Genomic DNA, 17863 nt, shown 5'->3' with positions numbered 1-17863 from the left:
GAGATGAATCAGACCCTCATCGAACAGCGGGGCGTCGCCGCGCTGACATTCGCCCGCATCGCCGGCGCCCTCTACGTGGAGGCCATCGGGGCCGGAGTGCCTCACGACCTGGCCAAGGAGATGGCGACGGACTACTGGGTGAAGGAGGTGCATCCCTCCGCAGCGGTGTTGGAGGAGGGTGATGAATGACTCGGATTTTTTCAGGGTTTGACACGTATGAGGGCGGAGGGTGCTCGATGCGTGTAATTACTGTTCGCGTTGACGCAGACGGTAATGAGACTACCGTTCGGGAAAGGGTGTATGACTTCTCAGAGCCCCCCGATGTGTCAGAGTGGGGGTAAAGATCAGCCTCCGCCATCCCTTTCATGCCAGGGATGGCGGAGGCTTTTCTGTGCTCAGGCCCCTGTCGCCACCTTGCTCCGAAGTCTTCCTTCGGAGAAGTAGTTTTCTCGCAGGATCAGTCTCTTCTTTACGTCCTCGGGAACTATTAGCTTGGCATGGTCGTCGTAGACCATGAACTTGATGCTGCCTCGTCTGAGGTCTTCTTCCATCCTCTCTGTGTCTCCCATGAGCCAGCGTTGACGGTAGGTTCCCTCAAGCTGCTTGTACTTCCACCTGTCCGTAGAGGCTTCCTCCGGTAGGCTGCTCAACTCTGCGTTGTGCTTCTGTAGTGCGTCCTCTGCCGTCTTCTGGAGGAATCCTCCGACAGCGAACTGCCCGCCCGGTGCGATGCCTCCCACGTAGAACTGGATGGACTCCTCCAACTCTTTCCGGCGCTTGGCGGTCTCCTCTCCCTTGTGGTAGACCCGCTCAATCACCTCGTAATCGCCGATTTCATCCAAGACAGCCTGGATCAGTGAGCCGTACACGTCATTTGGTTTACCGGACGGCCTGTGCTCGCATGGCTTGCTGACCGTGGAGAAGCAGCGGATGTATTCCAGGATCTTGGTGACGTTCCCCTTCTTGTCCTTCTTCTTGTTGGCCTGATAGGTCATGTTGCCCATGCAGTACCCGCACTTTATTACGCCAAGGAAGTTCGTGGACTTCTTTTGCTTCGGCGGGTGAACCTGAGTCTTGGTCATATCGAACTCGATGAGCTCGGTGTACTCCAGCTCCGTGTAGATAGCCTCTGCCACCTTCACCGGATTTCCGTCCGACCCGTAGAAGATTCGCGGGGGGTTGTACCTTCCAGGCTTCCCGTCAGAGATGATCCTGACTCCCATGAGCGCCGGATTCCTCATGATCCGGACTAGGGATGTGACCCTCCACAGCTTCCCTTGTGCGGTCCTGAAACCTGCGAGGTTCAGTACCTTGCAAATGAATCCGTAGGATCGCTTTCTCTTCACTCGCATTAGTCGAGCCCACCTAAGCATCATTGCCCGATCTTGGGTGACGGCTAGGGAGACTTCCTTAGTCTTGGGGTCCTTGACGGTGTGATAGCCGAACACTGGCTTGCCGACCACCCATCGCTCAGTGGTCCGGGCGTACTGCCAGAGAGAGGTGAGGCGGATTCCAAGATTCTCGGCTTCGATCCTCGCCATGCCGGCGATCATCGTGACCATCATCTGGCCGAAGGTGGACTTGAAGTCCAGCTCTTCAACCTTCGAGATCATGTTCTTGCCGAAGTCCTGACACCACTCGATCATCAAGTGCAGGTCATAGATCTGGCGAATGAATCGGTCAAGCTTCCAGAAGAGGATCACATCAAACTCAGGGGCCTTCTCGTGAAGCCAATGCCCGAGAGCCTTCCGCTTCCACGGCGGGATCTTGGTTGCCGACTGGTTCAGGTCAGAGGCGACACCTACGACCCGGATGCCCTTCGCTGTCGCCAGGGCCCACAGGTCCAACTCCTGACGGATGGGAGAGGTCGTCTCGTCCGTGAAGACGGAGAGACGCACCGACAGGAGCCCTCGGGGTGCATCGCTCGGCAGTGACGCTTGCATCTCGCGCCATCGGCCCAGCTCTGCCAGCTCGGTGGCGCCCCAGGTCGATCGGTTGGGTTCAAGGCCGACTTGAGCTGGTCGGGTGGCGACTGCGCCTGATGATGTTGCCATGACGAGATGTATACACTCTTTCGCTTTTGCAGCAGTTCGAGAACTACGTGCTCCAGCCCCGGATCACCGCCAGGACCGTGGACATCCATCCCGCCGTGGCCTTCGGCTCGGTGATCGCCGGCACCGCGCTGCTCGGCGCGGTGGGCGCGCTCGTCGCCATTCCGGCGACCGCGACACTACAGGCTTTCCTGGGGGCGTACGTGAAGCGGTACGACGTCACGGACGACCCGCGTGTCCAGGGGCGGCCTGCTTGACACCAAAATCGAACATCCATTCTCATGGGTGTTTCCGGGCCTTCTGAGGGGCGGGTTATCCACAGGCTGGGGCGGTGCCCGGGGCCATTGTCAGTGGCAGGCGTTAGCGTCGTTGACGTGAAGCGATCGACTCAAGCAAACCGGGTGGAGCCCATGGCAGGAACCGACCGCGAGAAGGCGCTGGACGCCGCTCTCGCACAGATTGAACGCCAATTCGGCAAGGGCGCCGTGATGCGCCTCGGCGACCGGCCGAACGAGCCCATCGAGGTGATCCCCACCGGGTCGACCGCTCTCGACGTCGCCCTCGGCGTCGGCGGACTGCCCCGCGGCCGTGTCGTGGAGGTGTACGGCCCGGAGTCCTCCGGTAAGACGACCCTGACCCTGCACGCCGTGGCCAACGCCCAGCGGGCGGGCGGCACGGTCGCCTTCGTCGACGCGGAGCACGCGCTCGACCCGGAGTACGCGAAGGCGCTCGGCGTCGACACGGACAACCTCATCCTCTCCCAGCCGGACACCGGCGAGCAGGCGCTGGAGATCGTGGACATGCTGGTCCGCTCCGGCGCCCTCGACCTGATCGTCATCGACTCCGTCGCCGCCCTGGTGCCGCGCGCGGAGATCGAGGGCGAGATGGGCGACTCGCACGTCGGTCTCCAGGCCCGGCTGATGAGCCAGGCGCTCCGTAAGATCACCAGCGCGCTCAACCAGTCCAAGACCACCGCGATCTTCATCAACCAGCTCCGCGAGAAGATCGGCGTCATGTTCGGCTCCCCGGAGACGACGACCGGTGGCCGCGCGCTGAAGTTCTACGCCTCCGTGCGTCTGGACATCCGCCGCATCGAGACCCTCAAGGACGGCACGGAGGCGGTCGGCAACCGCACCCGCGTGAAGGTCGTGAAGAACAAGGTCTCGCCGCCCTTCAAGCAGGCCGAGTTCGACATCCTCTACGGCCAGGGCATCAGCCGCGAGGGCGGCCTGATCGACATGGGCGTCGAGCACGGCTTCGTCCGCAAGGCCGGCGCCTGGTACACCTACGAGGGCGACCAGCTCGGTCAGGGCAAGGAGAACGCCCGCAACTTCCTCAAGGACAACCCCGACCTCGCCAACGAGATCGAGAAGAAGATCAAGGAGAAGCTGGGCGTGGGCGTCCGGCCCGAGTCCCCGGCGGCCGAGCCCGGCACGGACGCGGCCGGTGCCGCGGCGGCCGAGCCGGCCAAGTCGGTGCCCGCCCCGGCGAAGTCCACGGGCAAGGCGACCAAGGCCGCGGCCGCCAAGAGCTGACCCGTGACACGGCGATCGGAATACCCCCTGCCCGGCGCCGGGGGAGACCGGCCGGACCGGCCGTCGGCCGACCCGAACGGCGGTGACGCCCCGTCCTCGTCGAGGGCCGGGGGCGGAGCGCCACCGCGACCGGAGGAGCAGGCGCGGGCGATCTGCCTGCGCCTGCTCACCGGATCCCCGCGCACCCGCAAACAGCTCGCGGACGCCCTGGCCAAGCGGGACATCCCGGCCGAGGTGGCGGAAGAGGTCCTCTCCCGTTTCGAGGACGTGGGCCTGATCGACGACTCGGCGTTCGCCGGCGCGTGGGTGGAGTCCCGGCATCACGGCCGGGGCCTGGCCCGCCGTGCCCTGGCGCGCGAGCTGCGCACCAAGGGCGTGGACGCCGCGGTGATCGACGAAGCGGTCGGCCGACTCGACTCCGAGCAGGAGGAGCACACCGCCCGCGAGCTGGTCGACCGCAAGCTGCGGGCCACCCGAGGGCTGGACCGGGAGAAGCGGCTCCGCCGCCTCGCCGGAATGCTGGCCCGCAAGGGATACCCCGAGGGCCTCGCCCTCCGGGTGGTGCGCCGGGCCCTGGAGGAGGAGGGCGAGGAGCCGGAGCTGCTGGAGCACTGGCTGCCGGACGCCTGAGCGCTCCGCTGGAACTCCGGCGAGTCGTCCGCGGGTGCGTCGTGGCCGGCCGCGCGGTTCCCCGTGCTCCTTCAGGGCGCTGCCGAACCGCACCGGACTCCGCCGAGTCGGTTCAGAGGCGGATGGCCGGATCCCCGCTGCCCGGATCTCCGGTTTCCGGATCCCAGGGCCCCGGCCGCCGGGTCCCGGCCCTCGGGGCCCCGGGCTCCGATCCTCGGCCGAGGCACCCTGCCCGTCCGGCGTGGGTCCGACGGCGGGGCGGTCCCCTTACGGAGCCGTCGCTTACGGGAGCGGGCCCGGCGGGGGCGTCACCGGCAGGCCCGCCGCTCGCCATGCCTGGAAGCCGCCGGCCAGGTCCGTCGCGCGGTGGAGACCCAGCCCTCGCAGGGAGACCGCGGCCAGGCTGGAGGCGTAGCCCTCGTCGCAGACCACGACCACACGCAGGTCGTGCCCGGTGGCCTCCGGCGCGCGGTGCTCGCACGCCGGGTCCAGCCGCCACTCCAGCTCGTTGCGCTCGACGACCAGCGCACCGGGGATGGTTCCGTCGCGCTCCCGGAGCGCCGCGTAACGGATGTCGACGAGCAGTCCGCCCCCGTCCCGTGCCGCGGCGGCCTCCGCCGGACCGAGGCGGTCGAGACCCGCCCGGGCGGCCGCCAGCAGTTCCTCGACCCTCATGCCCACTCCTCCGGCCACTCGACCTGCTCCAGCCGCAGCACCTGCCCCGAGCGGCTGTACCGCCGCATCATCGGCAGCGGCGGGTAATAGGCGTGCACGGACACCGCGTGCCGGTCCGGTGCCGGATTGAGCACCTGGTGCACATGGTGCGGGCCGAAGGCCCGGCCGTCTCCCTCGGACAACTGCCGCTCGCGGTCGACGCCTTCCACCAGCTCCAGCGTCCGCCATCCCTCCGTGGGCAGCCGGGCCGCGAGCGACTGCTCGGTCAGCACGCCCGCCGCCGCGACGAAGGCCCCATGGGAACCACCGTGGTCGTGCCAGCCGGTACCACTGCCCGGTGGCCAGCCGATCAGCCACGCCTCACTGCCGCCCGGCCCCTCCAGGCGGGCCCAGGTGCGCCCCTCGGGATCCAGCGGGAGCGCGGCGACGAGCGCGGGATCACCGGCCGTCCGGCGGGCGAAGTCGAGGAGATCGGCGGCCGAGGGCGCGCCGGGGAACACCGGCGTCACCGCACCGGACAGTGCGGGCGTTCGGGCAGGAGAAGACACGGAAGACCGTCCTGAGAGATCGCGAGGAGCGCGCGGCGACACGGCCGCGCGGCGGGGAGCGGATCAGCAGGACGGACGACAGACACAGCCCGCGTAGCGGACGAGGTCCAGATGGACCCTCCGCCAGAAGCGCACGCCGCTGTCAGTCACAGTGAGTAGTCCACCACGACCGTCAGGAGCGGGTCAACGGTTGGCCGTGGCTTCACTGGGGGCGCCGTCGGACGCGGACGTGCCCTCGGCGCCTCCGCCACCGGCCCGCGCGGACGGTTCCACGCCCCCGTCCGCACCCCCGTCCGCGTCGCCGCCGGTTCCGTCGGGGCCGGTGTCACCCACCGGACCGGCCGTCGACGGGCCGCCCGGGGCCCCGCCCCGTACGGCGTCCGCGCACGCGGCCAGCTCCGCCGCCCGCACCCCGGCCAGTGCCGCCACCAGACAGCCGTCCGGCCGCACCAGCAGCACGGTGTGGGCCGCCGCCCCCGGATACCCCTCGGCGACCAGCAGCTCCGCCGGCAGCGGCAGGGCGCCGACGGCGGCCGCCAGCCGGGGCATCAGCCCCGCGCCCAGCCAGTGCCGCCGCTCCCACACGCCCGTACCGGGCGCGACGAGCACCACGAGCAGCGCGCCGCCCAACCGGTCCCGCAGCGCCGCCGCCGACCCGTCCGGCGCCGTCACGGGCACGTCCTCGACCTGTTCCCCCACCGCTGTGCCCACCGGGACGGAACCGGTCGGCGGCCCCGCGGGAGCCAGGGGCGTACGGGCGTGGAACGGGGGCGCGCCCAGGGAGCCGCGCCCTAGGTGCCCGTCCGTGAGCAGTTCGTCGTGTCCGCGCACGGCCCCCGGCACCAGGGTGCGCCGCACCGCGCTCCAGCCGCCCTCGCCCCGCACGGCCGGCAGCACCCGGTCGGCGGCCCGCAGCCGGGCCACGAGCGCTCCGCGCCGCTCCGCCTGGTAGCTGTCGAGCAAGGTCTCCGAGGCGCCCTGGTGCCAGGCCAGAGTGAGCTTCCAGGAGAGGTTCTCGGCGTCCCGCAGCCCTTCGTCGAGCCCCTGGGTGCCGAGCGCCCCGAGCAGATGGGCCGCGTCCCCGGCGAGGAACGCCCGTTCCGTGCGCATCCGGCGGGTGAGCCGGTGGTGCACGGCGTGCACGCCGGTGTCCAGGAGCTCGTACGGCGGCGGCTCGCCGCACCAGGAGGTCAGGGAGTCGCGCACCAGCGCCAGGAGGGTGTCGGGGGTGACCAGGTCGTCGCCCGGCGGCAGCAGCCAGTCCAGCCGCCACACGCCGTCCGGCAGCGGACGCGCCGTCACCTCCGGGCCGCGCGGCGGCGACCTGTGCAGCACGGCCTCGCCGGGCCAGGGCAGCTCGGCACGGAGCGCGGCGACCGCGTACCGCTCGACGGCCGTCCGGCCCGGGAAGCGCGCGCCCAGCAGCTTGCGGACGGTCGACCGGGCGCCGTCGCAGCCGACGAGATAGCTGCCCCGCCAGTGCGAGCCCTCGTCCCCCCGGGTGTGCACGCTGATCCCCGCCGGGTCCTGCCGCAGGGTGTCCACCCGGGTGCCGGGGACGATCCGCACCTTCTCGTGGCGGGCGAGCCCGGCCCGCAGCTCCCGCGTCAGGACGTGCTGCGGCAGGTGCAGCGGGGAGCCGGCGTCGGCGCCGGCCTCGTACTCCTCACCCGGCTCCGCGGGCTCCCCGTCCGCCACCGCTCGCGCCTGATCGGCGAAAGACACCCGTGCGGCGACCGCGCGGCGGCGCAGGGTGCGCCAGCCCGTCCACCGGGCCCCTCCGGCCGTGGCGCACCCCAGCCGCTCCAGCAGGGCGGCGGTGTCCGGTCGCAGCACGGCGGTACGGGCGAGGCGCTCCTCCGGTCCGCCCTCCCGGGCGGCGGCTTCGTCGAGGACGACCACCGGCACCTCGTTCCGGGCCAGGGAGAGCGCGAGCGTGAGGCCGACCGGGCCGGCCCCCACGATGATCACCGGATCCACGACACGGCTCCCTCGCCCGCTCCGGGCCGGCGGACGAGTCCGCCACGGGCACCGCGTGGCGCACGCGCGGTGCGCGACACGCGGGACGTACGGTCGCCGGAGGGGGGAACACGGTGCTCGATCACAGAACGTATGCAACCCACTGCGGGTGCCCGCGTCAAGCGATCAGGCGGCCGCCCGAGGTGCGCCGGAGCGGGCGCGCCCCGTCGGCCGTGCCGGCCGACGGGGCGTCAAGCGCGTGGTGTCCGGCCGGTCCTGACGCGGTGTGCGCCGGAGGCGCCGGACCGGGCGCCGGTCATCCTATCTGTCCCGCCTCCGAGGCGAGGGCGGCGTTGTTCACGGGCATGGCGGGCGGAGCGCCCTTGCGCGAGCGCTTCGTGCGCCGTTCGACCCAGGTCGCGAGCGACGACAGGGCCAGGCACAGCAGGATGTAGATCGAACCGAAGACGATCACCATCGGGATGAAGGCGTAGACGCCGTTCACCGGCTCGGTCTGCTGGGCGAACGCCCGGCCGACGAACAGCAGCTCCTCGTACAGGATGATGAATCCGAGAGAAGTGTCCTTCAGGGTCACCACGAGCTGGCTGATGATCGACGGCAGCATCGAGCGCACGGCCTGCGGGATGAGGACGCTGGTCATCACCTGGGTCTTGCGCAGCCCGAGCGCGTACGCGGCCTCGCCCTGCCCCTTGGACACGGCGTTGATGCCGGACCGGAAGATCTCCGCCTGCACCGAGCCGTTGTACAGCGTGAGGCCGATGACCAGGGCCCACATCGGGTCGGAGGTGAACACCGCCGCGAACAGCAGGAAGATCATGATGAGCAGCGGCATGGCGCGGAAGAACTCCACGACCGCGGTCGCCAGCCAGCGCACCGGCCGGTGGTCGGAGAGCCGGGCCGCGGCCAGCACCGCGCCGAGCGCCACCGAGAGGACGGCGGCTATGGCGAAGGTCTTCAGCGTGGTGAGCAGCCCGTCGAGGATCCGCTCGTGTGTGTTGCTGTACTCGTAGTCGTCCCACAGCTCCGCCTGGAACTGGCCGGTGTCGTCCAGTTTGTAGACGATGAAGGCCAGCAGGCCGAGCAGGGCGACGGTGGACAGCGCGCCGTAGATCCGGTTGCGCACCCGCGCCTTCGGGCCGGGTACGTCGTAGAGGACGCTCGCGCTCATCGGGCCACCGCCAGCCGGTTCTCCAGCAGCCGGAAGAGGCCGCTGATCGCGAAAGTGATGATGATGTAGCAGACCGCGATCCACGCGAAGATCACGTAGATGTCGTAGCCCGCGTCGGCGTTGAGGGTCTTCTGCACCGAGCCGAGCTCGGTGACGTTGAAGCCCGAGGCGATCGCCGTGTTCTTGGCCAGCGCGATCATCAGGCTGCCGATCGGCGGGATCGCCGTCCGGGTCGCCTGGGGCAGCACTATCTGGCCCAGGGTCTGGCTGAAGGTCATCCCGATCGAGCGGGCCGCCTCCGCCTGTCCCACGGGAACGGTGTTGATGCCGGACCTGATGGCCTCGCAGACGAACGCCGAGGTGTAGCAGCCCAGTGCCATGACGGCGAGCCAGAAGGAGTCCCAGCCCTTGAGGCCGAGGGCCGGCAGGCCCAGGGTGGCCACGAGGAAGAGCAGCACCAGAGGGGTGTTGCGCAGCAACGTCACCCAGGCGGTGCCGAAGACGCGCAGGGCGGGCACCGGAGAGACGCGGAACGCCGCGATCAGGGTGCCCAGCACGAGGGCGAGCAGGGCGCTGAGCGCCGTCAGCTCGACGGTGCCGAGAAAGCCTTCGCGGAACATCGCAAAGTTGTCCGACAAAACGTTCAAGTCAAGTCTCCGGGATTCGCGTGGCGGGTATCCGCGGCCCCGGCGGCCGGAGCCCTGCGGACCGGTGGGGTCCAGGGCTCCGGCCGCCGCCGCGGGACCGGTCGGACGCCGGCCGTCAGTAGCGGTCGACCGCCGGCGGGTTGGAGGCCGCGACGCCGGAGAGCCCGAGCGTGGCGTCGTACGCCTTCTTCCAGTCGCCGTTCTTCATGTGTGCCTCGAGGGCGTCGTTGACGGCCATCCGCAGCGCCTTGTCGTCCTTCTTGAGACCGACGCCGTAGGGCTCCTTGGAGAACGGGTTGCCGACGACCTTCAGGGCGCCCTTGTTCTGCGCGGCGTAGCCCTTGAGGATCGAGTCGTCCGTGGTCAGGGCGTCCGCCGTGCCGTTGACGACCTCCTGCACACAGAGCTGGTAGGTCTGCTGCGCCTTGGCCTCGGCCACGCCGTACTTGGGCTCCTTGATCCGCTTGAGCGGCGTGGAACCGCTCGCCGAGCAGACCTTCTTGCCCTTGAGGTCGTCCGGGCCCTTGATGCTGCTGTCGGCCTTCACCAGCAGGTCCTGCCCGGCGATGTAGTACGGGCCGCCGAAGCCGACCTGCTTCTTCCGCTCGTCGTTGATCGTGTACGTGCCGACGTAGAGGTCGACGCCGCCACTGGCGATCTGCGTCTCACGGGCCTCGGAAGGAATCGTCTGCCACTTGATGTGCGCCTCGTCGAAGCCGAGGTCCGCCGCGATCATGCGAGCGATCTCCACGTCGAACCCGGTGCGCTTCTTGGTGCCGGGGTTCTCGTAGCCGAGGCCGGGCTGGTCGGCCTTGGTGCCGATGGTGATGGTCTTGCCCTTGATCTTCTCGAAGACCGGCGAGTCCTTGACATCGGCGGCGGTGTTCACCTTGTAGGTCGGCGTGGGCGGCGCGGACTTGCTGTCGCCGGCCTTGTCGCTCTTGTCGTCGGGGCTGCCCGACTTGCCGCAGGCGGTCGCGGTCGCGGTGAGCGCCAGCACCACGGCGGCCGCTGCGGCGGTTTTGCGGAGCTTCATGGTGAACATCCTTTGCGTCTACGGGTGTGACGGGACCACCGGTCGGCGGCGGGCGGCCGCCGGGCCGGCAGGCGTCGGATACCTCCGGAGCCGAGCGGTCCGTCGGGTGGTGACAGGAGGGCGTGACCGGGTCAGTGGTGCAGGATCTTCGACAGGAAGTCCTTGGCCCGGTCGCTGCGCGGGTTGCTGAAGAACTGGTCCGGCCGCGCCTCTTCGACGATGCGGCCGTCCGCCATGAAGACCACCCGGTTCGCGGCGGAGCGCGCGAAGCCCATCTCATGGGTGACGACGACCATCGTCATCCCGTCCCGGGCGAGCTGCTGCATGACCTCCAGCACCTCATTGATCATCTCCGGGTCCAGCGCCGACGTCGGCTCGTCGAACAGCATCACCTTCGGGTCCATCGCCAGCGCCCGCGCGATCGCCACCCGCTGCTGCTGACCACCCGACAACTGCGCCGGATACTTCTCCGCCTGGGCGCCCACCCCGACCCGGTCGAGCAGGGCGCGGGCCTTCTGCTCGGCCTGCTTGCGGTCGGTCTTGCGGACCTTGATCTGACCCAGAGTCACATTCTCCAGGACGGTCTTGTGGGCGAAGAGATTGAACGACTGGAAGACCATCCCCACGTCGGCGCGCAGCCGCGCCAGCTCCTTGCCCTCCTGGGGCAGGGGCTTGCCGTCGATGCTGATCGACCCGGAATCGGTCGTCTCCAGGCGGTTGATGGTCCGGCACAGCGTCGACTTCCCTGAGCCCGAGGGCCCGATGACGACGACGACCTCGCCGCGCGCGATCGTCAGGTCGACGTCCTGGAGCACATGCAGCGCGCCGAAGTGCTTGTTCACGTTGTGCAGGACGACCAGCGCGTCCGCGGGGGCCGCCGCGGCGTCCTTGGTCACCGATACTTCGCTCATCGGCGTTCCTCGCTCCATCCTCCTCGGTTGGGGAGGACCCTAATGAGCGTGAACTACCAGCGTCATTACATCTGAGCTGAAATTGAGCATAACGATCCGGCCGCAAAGGGACACACGGCGTGAAGGGGGCGCACGGTGTGTACAAGGGTTGTGCGGGAGTACCGGCTGCATAACGGAAGCGCCCTCACACCTGCAACCCCCTTGACGAGGCGGGCGTCCATCAGCGTGGATGCGGTGTTGCCACAGCGTTGCCACAGCCACACACGAGCCGGACGGAGGGAGGCGGATGAGACTGCTGCTCGTGGAGGACGACGACCATGTGGCCGCGGCCCTGGCGGCCGTTCTCGCCCGGCACGGCTTCTACGTCACCCACGCCCGCAGCGGCGAGGAGGCACTGCGCGCGCTGCTGCCCGACGCCGGCGCGCCGTTCGCCGTCGTCCTGCTCGACCTCGGCCTGCCCGACCAGGACGGCTTCGAGGTCTGCGGCAAGATCCGCAAGCGCACCGCCACGCCCGTCATCATGGTCACCGCCCGCGCCGACACCAGATCGAAGATCCACGGGCTCAACCTCGGCGCCGACGACTACGTGGTCAAGCCCTACGACACCGGTGAACTCCTCGCTCGCATCCACGCGGTGGCCCGCCGCACCCCGCCCGCCGAGAACGGCGGAACCGAGGAGCAGCGCGGCGCCGAGGACCAGCAGCCCCTGCGCCTGGGCCCGCTCACCATCGAGCTCCCCAACCGCCAGGTCTCCGTGGGCGGCGCCACCGTCCCGCTCACCCGTAAGGAGTTCGACCTGCTGGCCCTGCTCGCCCAGCGCCCCGGCGTCGTCTTCCGCCGCGAACAGATCATCAGCGAGGTCTGGCGCACCAGTTGGGAGGGCACGGGGCGCACGCTGGAGGTGCACGTGGCCTCGCTGCGCGCCAAGCTGCGGATGCCCGCCCTCATCGAGACGGTGCGCGGCGTCGGCTACAAAATCGTCGTCCCGGCCGCGTGACGGCCGGCCTGCCCCGTGCGCACCCGACTCCTCCCGCTCCTCATCGTCCTGCTCGCGGGCGTCCTGCTGGCCCTGGGCTTCCCGCTGGCCGGCAGCATCGCCGCGGCCGAGCAGCAGCGGCTGGTCGTCGACCGCATCGACGACACCGCCCGCTTCGCCTCGCTGGCCCAGTACGTCACCGCCCGGCCCTTCGAACCCGACGCGGGCAACGACGAACGGCTCAACACCCTGCGCGACGAACTCCTGCGCTACGAGGACGTCTACGGCATCAAGGTCGGCATCTTCTACCGCGACGGAAGGGCCATGGCCGTCGCCCCGGCGGGCTGGCCCGTCCCTCCGGAGGGCGAGGGGCAGCGCGCCTTCCAGGAGGCCCTGGCGGGGCGGCGCAGCCACGATCCCAGCCAGGTCTGGCCCTTACGGCACACCCGGCTGACCGTCGCCTCACCGGTCATCCGCGACGGGGACGTGGTCGCCGTCGTCGTCACCGACTCGCCGACCGGGGCGCTGCGCTCCAGGATCCTGCACTCCTGGCTGCTGCTGGTGGCCGGGGAGATCGCGGCCATGCTCGTCGCGGTGGCGGCCGCCTTCCGCCTCACCGGCTGGGTGCTGCGGCCCGTAAGGACTCTCGACGCGGCCACGCACGGTATAGCCACGGGCCGGATGAACTCCCGCGTCGCGGTGGACAGCGGACCGCCGGAGCTGCGCCGGCTGGCCCGGTCGTTCAACGAGATGGCCGACAACGTCGAGACGGTCCTGGAGCAGCAGCGCGCCTTCGTCGCGGACGCCTCGCACCAGCTGCGCAATCCTCTCTCCGCCTTGCTGCTGCGTATCGAGCTGCTCGCCCTCGACCTGCCGGACGGCCATGAGGAGATCGCCTCCGTGCGGACCGAGGGCAAGCGCCTCGCCCGCGTCCTCGACGACCTGCTGGACCTCGCCCTGGCGGAGCACGCGGCGGCGGACCTCCAGCTCGCGGACATAGCGGAGATCGTCACCGACCGGGTGGGCGCCTGGTCGCCGGTCGCCGACCGGGAGCGCGTCACCCTCATCTACCGCGGCCCGGCCGCGGCCACCGGCTGGGCCGACCCGGTGGCCCTCTCCAGTGCTCTGGACGCCGTGGTCGACAACGCCCTCAAGTTCACGCCCGCGGAGGCCCGTGTCGAGGTCAGCGTCGCCGTCGAGGGCGACACGGTGGGCATCACGGTCGCCGACGGCGGTCCGGGCCTCACCGAGGACGAGCTGACCCGGATCGGCGACCGCTTCTGGCGCAGCGGCCGCCACCAGAACGTCTCGGGCTCGGGGCTCGGCCTGTCGATCTCCCGCGCCCTCCTCGCGGCGGGCGGCGCCACGCTCTCGTACGCGCCGAACGAGCCGCAGGGGCTGCGGGCGGTGATCAAGGTGCCGCGGCACTGCGCCGAGAAGGGGAGCAAGGGCGCTTCTTCGCGTAAGTGAACGTCACTGGTGGGCGGAGTCGCGCCTTACGGCTTCACCGACAGGTAGTAGCGCCGGGCTCCCTTGTGCAGGGTCAGGGGGTCTGTGAAAATCGCCGTCCGGAGGTCTACTTTCTGCGCGGCGTGCACCTTCTGCCCTATGCGGTCGCGACTGTTCATCACCGAGCGGGTGACGCTCTCCGCCAGCTCCGGGTCAGCGCTGTCCATGGTCATCAGGAGATTCGCGACCGCTATCGTCTTCACCGACTGCGACGCCTGGAGCTCCGGATAGGCGTCCACCGGCATGACCGCGGCCCGGTAGAAGCGCGTCTCCGGCCCCAGGGCGTGCAGCGGGCCGATCAGGTCGTCCAGCGGGACGAGCCGGATGGACAGCCGGCGGCCGAGCGCCGACACGGCGTTCGTCGGCAGGCCGCCGGACCAGAAGAACGCGTCGAGCTGCCCGTCCTCCAGCAGACCGGGCATCCGGTCGATGCCGACCCGCACCGGCGTGATGTCCCTCTCGAAATCGAGCCCGGCGGCCGTCAGCAGCCGCCGCGTGATCAGCTGCACGCCCGAGTCGTCGGTGCCGACGCCGACGCGCAGCCCCTTGAGGTCCCGCGCCGACCGCACCCGGGAGTCCTTCTCGACCACCAGCTGGATGTAGTCGTCGTAAAGCCGCGCACAGGCCCGCAGCCCCTTCGCGCCCGGCTGCCGCCGGTCCTGGTAGGTGGCGACCGAGTCGGCGGTGGCCAGGGTGAAGTCGGCCTTCCCCGATGTGAGCTGCTGGAGGTTGTCCAGCGACCCCTGGCTGCTCCTGAGGCGCACCTCCAAGGAGGGCATGTCGTGGCCCAGGTCCTCCTTCAGGAGGTCGCCGTACTTCGCGTACACCCCGGTCGGGACCCCGGTCGCGAACGACAGCCGCCCCGAGGGCGACGAGGTGCCGTGCAGGGACACGAGCCACCACAGGAACAGCGCGAGCGCGAGGGCCGCCGCCGCGCCGGCCCGTACCGCACGGCGCCCGCCGGGGCGGGGGAGTCGGGGAACCATGGGCGGATCCTGCCAGGCCCGGCCGGGCTTGGGCAGTGCCTTGGCACAGGACGCCACCCGGACCGGTGCAGGGGGGGCGCGGAGCGCCGCACGTGGGGACGGGGAGGCGGGCCGGGGACGGGAGGAAGCGGGCTGTCCGGGCGACCACGTACCCTGGTCGATTGAGATGAGTGCGAAGACATACGAGGTGCGCACCTACGGGTGCCAGATGAACGTCCATGACTCCGAGCGGCTGTCCGGCCTGCTGGAGGACGCGGGCTATGTCCGCGCGCCCGAAGGCACCGCCGAGGGCGACGCCGACGTGGTCGTCTTCAACACCTGCGCGGTGCGGGAGAACGCCGACAACAAGCTGTACGGCAATCTCGGCCGGCTGGCCCCGATGAAGACGAAGCGGCCCGGCATGCAGATCGCCGTCGGCGGCTGTCTCGCCCAGAAGGACCGCGACACCATCGTGAAGCGGGCCCCCTGGGTCGATGTCGTCTTCGGCACGCACAACATCGGCAAGCTGCCCGTCCTGCTGGAGCGCGCCCGCGTCCAGGAGGAGGCTCAGGTCGAGATCGCCGAGTCGCTGGAGGCGTTCCCCTCGACGCTGCCCACGCGGCGCGAGAGCGCGTACGCGGCCTGGGTCTCCATCTCGGTCGGCTGCAACAACACCTGCACCTTCTGCATCGTCCCGGCGCTGCGCGGCAAGGAGAAGGACCGCCGCCCCGGCGACATCCTGGCCGAGGTCGAGGCACTGGTGGCCGAGGGCGTCAGCGAGATCACCCTGCTCGGGCAGAACGTCAACGCCTACGGCTCCGACATGGGCGACCGCGAGGCGTTCTCCAAGCTGCTGCGCGCCTGCGGCGAGATCGAGGGCCTGGAGCGGGTCCGCTTCACCTCGCCGCACCCGCGCGACTTCACCGACGACGTGATCGCCGCCATGGCCGAGACGCCGAACGTGATGCACCAGCTGCACATGCCGCTGCAGTCGGGTTCGGACCCGGTGCTCAAGGCCATGCGCCGCTCGTACCGCCAGGACCGCTTCCTGGGCATCATCGAGAAGGTGCGCGCCGCCATGCCGGACGCCGCCATCTCCACCGACATCATCGTGGGCTTCCCCGGCGAGACCGAGGAGGACTTCGAGCAGACCATGCACGTGGTCCGCGAGGCCCGCTTCGCGAACGCCTTCACGTTCCAGTACTCCAAGCGCCCGGGTACCCCCGCGGCGACCATGGAGGGCCAGATCCCCAAGGAGGTCGTGCAGGCGCGCTACGAGCGTCTCGTCGCCCTCCAGGAGGAGATCTCCTGGGACGAGAACAAGAAGCAGGTCGGCCGCACCCTGGAGATCATGGTCGCCGAGGGCGAGGGCCGTAAGGACGGCGCCACGCACCGCCTGTCCGGCCGCGCCCCCGACAACCGCCTGGTGCACTTCACCAAGCCGGACGAGGACGTGCGCCCGGGCGACGTGGTGACCGTCGAGATCACCTACGCCGCCCCGCACCACCTGCTGGCCGAGGGCCCCGCCAAGGCCGTGCGCCGCACGCGCGCGGGCGACGCCTGGGAGAAGCGCAACGCCGCACCGGCCGAGAAGGGGGCGGGCGTCATGCTGGGCCTCCCCGGCATCGGCGCCCCGGCTCCGCTGCCCGCGCCGACGGGCGGCTGCAGCCTCGTCTGACGCGGCCCGGGCCGGGGAGCGGCTCCGGCCGCTCCCCGGCCCGTACCCGCGCCGTCGCGGGCCGGTGGACGCCCCGGGCCCCCGGGTGCCCACCGCGACCAGGGGCCGCCGCCCCACTAGGCTGCGGATCATGCTTGTCGCCGCCGCCGTATGCCCCTGCCCGCCGCTGCTGGTCCCCGAGGTCGCCGCCGGAGCCGCTCCCGAGCTGGACGGCCTGCGCGCCGCCTGCCTGGACGCCGTGGGCGTGCTGGCCGCCGCGCGGCCCGACCGGCTCGTCGTCATCGGCCCCGCCGGCCCGTCCGGCCGCGGCTCGCACCCCCAGGGCGCCACCGGATCGTTCCGCGGCTTCGGCGTGGACGTCGACGTGCGGCTGGGACAGGGCGGGACCACAGGGGAGAGGGCGCTGCCGCAGTCCCTGGCGGTGGCCGCGTGGCTGCTGGGCCGTACGGGCTGGGCCACCGCGCCCGTCGAGGGCCTGGGCGTCGGCGAACCGCTGGAGACCGGGCGCGCCGTGGCCACCGGCCGAGAGCTGGCCACGGCCGAGGAGCGGCTCGCGCTCCTGGTGATGGGCGACGGCAGCGCCTGCCGCACCCTCAAGGCACCCGGCTACCTCGATCCGCGGGCCGAGGACTTCGACGCGGCGGCGGCGCGGGCGCTGGGCGCCGCCGACACCACCGCGCTGACGGCGCTGGACGCGGAGCTGGCTCATGAGCTGAAGGCCGCGGGGCGGGCGCCCTGGCAGGTGCTCGCGGGCGCGGGTGAGGGCGCCGGGCTGACCGGCGAGCTGCTGTACGACGAGGCGCCCTACGGCGTCGGCTACTTCGTGGCGACCTGGTCCTGAGAGGCTCCACGAGCCCCTTGGCGGGCCTCCTGGGCGACGCGTAGGGGCGCGAGGCCCCCAGGCGACCGCGGGGCCGTCAGGGCGGCGCACACGGACGCGGAGAGCGAGTGAACGACGACGGGCCGTGGAGCACCGGCTCCGCGGCCCGTCGCCGACGAGGTCTCAGTGGGCCGTGGAGCCCGGACCGCCGTCCTTGCCATCCTTCTCGGCGAGGCGGTCAAGGGCGTCCTTGGCCTTGCCGGTGCCCGTCTGGATCTGGCTGCTGTACTTGCCCTTGGTCTTCTCGTCGACGACCTTGGCGGCCTTCTCCAACCCCTGCTCGATCTTGTCCCCGTGCTGCTGCGCGAGGTCGCCGACCTTGTCCTTCACGGGACCGAGCTTGGCCTTGAGATTGTCCAACAGGCCCATGGCGCCTTCCCTCGTCTTTCCTCGTCAAAGCTACTTACGGGCGCCCTCACCGGCCTCGCTGTCAGCCGCCTTCTCCGCGGACTGCTGCTTGGGAATCTCGACTCCCTCGGCCGCCGCGGATTCCGCCTTGGCCTCGCCGGACTGCTCCGGCTCGGCCTCGGCGGTCTCGGTGGTCCCGGCGTCCTCGACCGATTCCGTCGTCAGAGTGGCTGTCGCCGCCTCTTCGGTTGACGCTTCGGCCTTCTTACGGCGAAACCTTGAAAACACGCCCATATCTACTCCATTACCTTACTGGTGTGAGCGAA

The 17863-nt window shown here is 70.4% G+C and carries 19 protein-coding genes and 1 pseudogene; 8 read left to right on the top strand and 12 right to left on the bottom strand.

From position 1 onward, the window contains the following. Positions 1 to 189: hypothetical protein (locus AF335_RS34680; protein WP_170127721.1), on the top strand; the 189-nt coding region annotated here is incomplete at its 5' end. A gap of 206 nt (positions 190 to 395) precedes the next feature. Here the strand turns inward: AF335_RS34680 and AF335_RS17060 are convergent. After that, positions 396 to 2054, bottom strand: a complete 1659-nt coding sequence (locus AF335_RS17060) for a recombinase family protein (protein WP_102919225.1) — start codon at positions 2052 to 2054, stop codon at positions 396 to 398. A 23-nt stretch (positions 2055 to 2077) separates the two neighbouring features. Here AF335_RS17060 and AF335_RS17055 point away from each other — a divergent pair. The 3 genes and pseudogenes from AF335_RS17055 to recX form a co-directional block, all read left to right on the top strand. Next, positions 2078 to 2308: pseudogene (locus AF335_RS17055) on the top strand (AI-2E family transporter); the annotation flags it as partial. 153 nt (positions 2309 to 2461) lie between these two features. Further along, the gene (gene recA / locus AF335_RS17050) at positions 2462 to 3586 is read left to right on the top strand and encodes a recombinase RecA (protein WP_102919224.1); all 1125 of its coding nucleotides are present in this window, start codon (positions 2462 to 2464) and stop codon (positions 3584 to 3586) included. A gap of 3 nt (positions 3587 to 3589) precedes the next feature. Further along, positions 3590 to 4216, top strand: a complete 627-nt coding sequence (gene recX, locus AF335_RS17045) for a recombination regulator RecX (protein ID WP_102919223.1) — start codon at positions 3590 to 3592, stop codon at positions 4214 to 4216. Positions 4217 to 4498: 282 nt separating this feature from the next. On the opposite strand, the gene AF335_RS17040 is transcribed toward recX, so the two are convergent. The 8 genes from AF335_RS17040 to AF335_RS17010 form a co-directional block, all read right to left on the bottom strand. Next, positions 4499 to 4891 (bottom strand): rhodanese-like domain-containing protein, encoded by a 393-nt coding sequence (locus AF335_RS17040; protein ID WP_102919222.1) that lies wholly within the window; start codon positions 4889 to 4891, stop codon positions 4499 to 4501. Then, entirely contained in the window at positions 4888 to 5439 is a 552-nt protein-coding gene (locus AF335_RS17035; RefSeq protein WP_102919221.1) for a cupin domain-containing protein, read from the bottom strand. Before AF335_RS17035 ends, AF335_RS17040 begins: the two co-directional genes overlap by 4 nt. Positions 5440 to 5502: 63 nt before the next feature. Beyond that, positions 5503 to 5574: a putative leader peptide gene (locus AF335_RS36420; protein WP_311775615.1), complete on the bottom strand. Its 72-nt coding sequence runs from the start codon at positions 5572 to 5574 to the stop codon at positions 5503 to 5505. Positions 5575 to 5622: 48 nt separating this feature from the next. Further along, on the bottom strand, positions 5623 to 7419 hold the full coding sequence (locus AF335_RS17030; RefSeq protein WP_102919220.1) for an FAD-dependent monooxygenase: 1797 nt from the start codon (positions 7417 to 7419) through the stop codon (positions 5623 to 5625). 295 nt (positions 7420 to 7714) lie between these two features. After that, positions 7715 to 8587, bottom strand: coding sequence for an amino acid ABC transporter permease (locus AF335_RS17025; RefSeq protein WP_102919219.1), 873 nt, complete (start codon positions 8585 to 8587; stop codon positions 7715 to 7717). Further along, positions 8584 to 9234 carry an amino acid ABC transporter permease gene (locus AF335_RS17020; RefSeq protein WP_102919218.1) on the bottom strand — a complete coding sequence of 217 codons (651 nt, stop codon included), beginning with the start codon at positions 9232 to 9234 and terminating at the stop codon, positions 8584 to 8586. Before AF335_RS17020 ends, AF335_RS17025 begins: the two co-directional genes overlap by 4 nt. Before the next feature lie 115 nt (positions 9235 to 9349). Then, positions 9350 to 10270 carry a glutamate ABC transporter substrate-binding protein gene (locus tag AF335_RS17015; RefSeq protein WP_102919217.1) on the bottom strand — a complete coding sequence of 307 codons (921 nt, stop codon included), beginning with the start codon at positions 10268 to 10270 and terminating at the stop codon, positions 9350 to 9352. Between the two features lie 131 nt (positions 10271 to 10401). Continuing rightward, entirely contained in the window at positions 10402 to 11181 is a 780-nt protein-coding gene (locus AF335_RS17010) for an amino acid ABC transporter ATP-binding protein (protein WP_102919216.1), read from the bottom strand. 286 nt (positions 11182 to 11467) lie between these two features. Between AF335_RS17010 and AF335_RS17005 the strand changes: the two genes are divergently transcribed. Further along, complete coding sequence (locus AF335_RS17005; protein WP_102919215.1) at positions 11468 to 12178, top strand: response regulator transcription factor; 711 nt, start codon at positions 11468 to 11470, stop codon at positions 12176 to 12178. A 15-nt stretch (positions 12179 to 12193) separates the two neighbouring features. After that, positions 12194 to 13627, top strand: a complete 1434-nt coding sequence (locus tag AF335_RS17000; protein WP_102919214.1) for a sensor histidine kinase — start codon at positions 12194 to 12196, stop codon at positions 13625 to 13627. Between the two features lie 26 nt (positions 13628 to 13653). Here AF335_RS17000 and AF335_RS16995 read toward each other — a convergent pair whose 3' ends face one another. After that, positions 13654 to 14652, bottom strand: a complete 999-nt coding sequence (locus AF335_RS16995; RefSeq protein WP_102919213.1) for a TAXI family TRAP transporter solute-binding subunit — start codon at positions 14650 to 14652, stop codon at positions 13654 to 13656. A 166-nt stretch (positions 14653 to 14818) separates the two neighbouring features. Here AF335_RS16995 and miaB point away from each other — a divergent pair, with 166 nt between their 5' ends. Further along, complete coding sequence (miaB, locus tag AF335_RS16990) at positions 14819 to 16309, top strand: tRNA (N6-isopentenyl adenosine(37)-C2)-methylthiotransferase MiaB (protein ID WP_102919212.1); 1491 nt, start codon at positions 14819 to 14821, stop codon at positions 16307 to 16309. Positions 16310 to 16439: 130 nt separating this feature from the next. Beyond that, a complete protein-coding gene (locus tag AF335_RS16985) occupies positions 16440 to 17150 on the top strand; it encodes a class III extradiol dioxygenase subunit B-like domain-containing protein (protein WP_102919211.1) in 711 nt (236 codons plus the stop codon). A 162-nt stretch (positions 17151 to 17312) separates the two neighbouring features. On the opposite strand, the gene AF335_RS16980 is transcribed toward AF335_RS16985, so the two are convergent. Together AF335_RS16980 and AF335_RS16975 are read right to left on the bottom strand one after the other, a co-directional pair. Beyond that, positions 17313 to 17558, bottom strand: a complete 246-nt coding sequence (locus AF335_RS16980) for an antitoxin (RefSeq protein WP_102919210.1) — start codon at positions 17556 to 17558, stop codon at positions 17313 to 17315. 30 nt (positions 17559 to 17588) lie between these two features. Then, positions 17589 to 17831: a hypothetical protein gene (locus tag AF335_RS16975; protein WP_102919209.1), complete on the bottom strand. Its 243-nt coding sequence runs from the start codon at positions 17829 to 17831 to the stop codon at positions 17589 to 17591. Between the last annotated feature and the right edge of the window lie 32 nt (positions 17832 to 17863).

This window comes from Streptomyces eurocidicus, assembly GCF_002891295.1.
Lineage (GTDB): Bacteria > Actinomycetota > Actinomycetes > Streptomycetales > Streptomycetaceae > Streptomyces > Streptomyces eurocidicus.
The sequence above is the reverse complement of the archived record's forward strand: the minus strand, read 5'-3'. Positions and strand labels throughout refer to the sequence as shown.

Bases quoted from the DNA above. Each gene is read 5' to 3' on its own strand.
- AF335_RS17060 (WP_102919225.1), bottom strand. From the start codon at position 2,054: ATGGCAACATCATCAGGCGCAGTCGCCACCCGACCAGCTCAAGTCGGC.
- recA (WP_102919224.1), top strand. From the start codon at position 2,462: ATGGCAGGAACCGACCGCGAGAAGGCGCTGGACGCCGCTCTCGCACAG.
- AF335_RS17040 (WP_102919222.1), bottom strand. From the start codon at position 4,891: ATGAGGGTCGAGGAACTGCTGGCGGCCGCCCGGGCGGGTCTCGACCGC.
- AF335_RS17025 (WP_102919219.1), bottom strand. From the start codon at position 8,587: ATGAGCGCGAGCGTCCTCTACGACGTACCCGGCCCGAAGGCGCGGGTG.
- AF335_RS17015 (WP_102919217.1), bottom strand. From the start codon at position 10,270: ATGAAGCTCCGCAAAACCGCCGCAGCGGCCGCCGTGGTGCTGGCGCTC.
- AF335_RS17010 (WP_102919216.1), bottom strand. From the start codon at position 11,181: ATGAGCGAAGTATCGGTGACCAAGGACGCCGCGGCGGCCCCCGCGGAC.
- AF335_RS17005 (WP_102919215.1), top strand. From the start codon at position 11,468: ATGAGACTGCTGCTCGTGGAGGACGACGACCATGTGGCCGCGGCCCTG.
- AF335_RS16995 (WP_102919213.1), bottom strand. From the start codon at position 14,652: ATGGTTCCCCGACTCCCCCGCCCCGGCGGGCGCCGTGCGGTACGGGCC.
- miaB (WP_102919212.1), top strand. From the start codon at position 14,819: ATGAGTGCGAAGACATACGAGGTGCGCACCTACGGGTGCCAGATGAAC.
- AF335_RS16985 (WP_102919211.1), top strand. From the start codon at position 16,440: ATGCTTGTCGCCGCCGCCGTATGCCCCTGCCCGCCGCTGCTGGTCCCC.
- AF335_RS16980 (WP_102919210.1), bottom strand. From the start codon at position 17,558: ATGGGCCTGTTGGACAATCTCAAGGCCAAGCTCGGTCCCGTGAAGGAC.
- AF335_RS16975 (WP_102919209.1), bottom strand. From the start codon at position 17,831: ATGGGCGTGTTTTCAAGGTTTCGCCGTAAGAAGGCCGAAGCGTCAACC.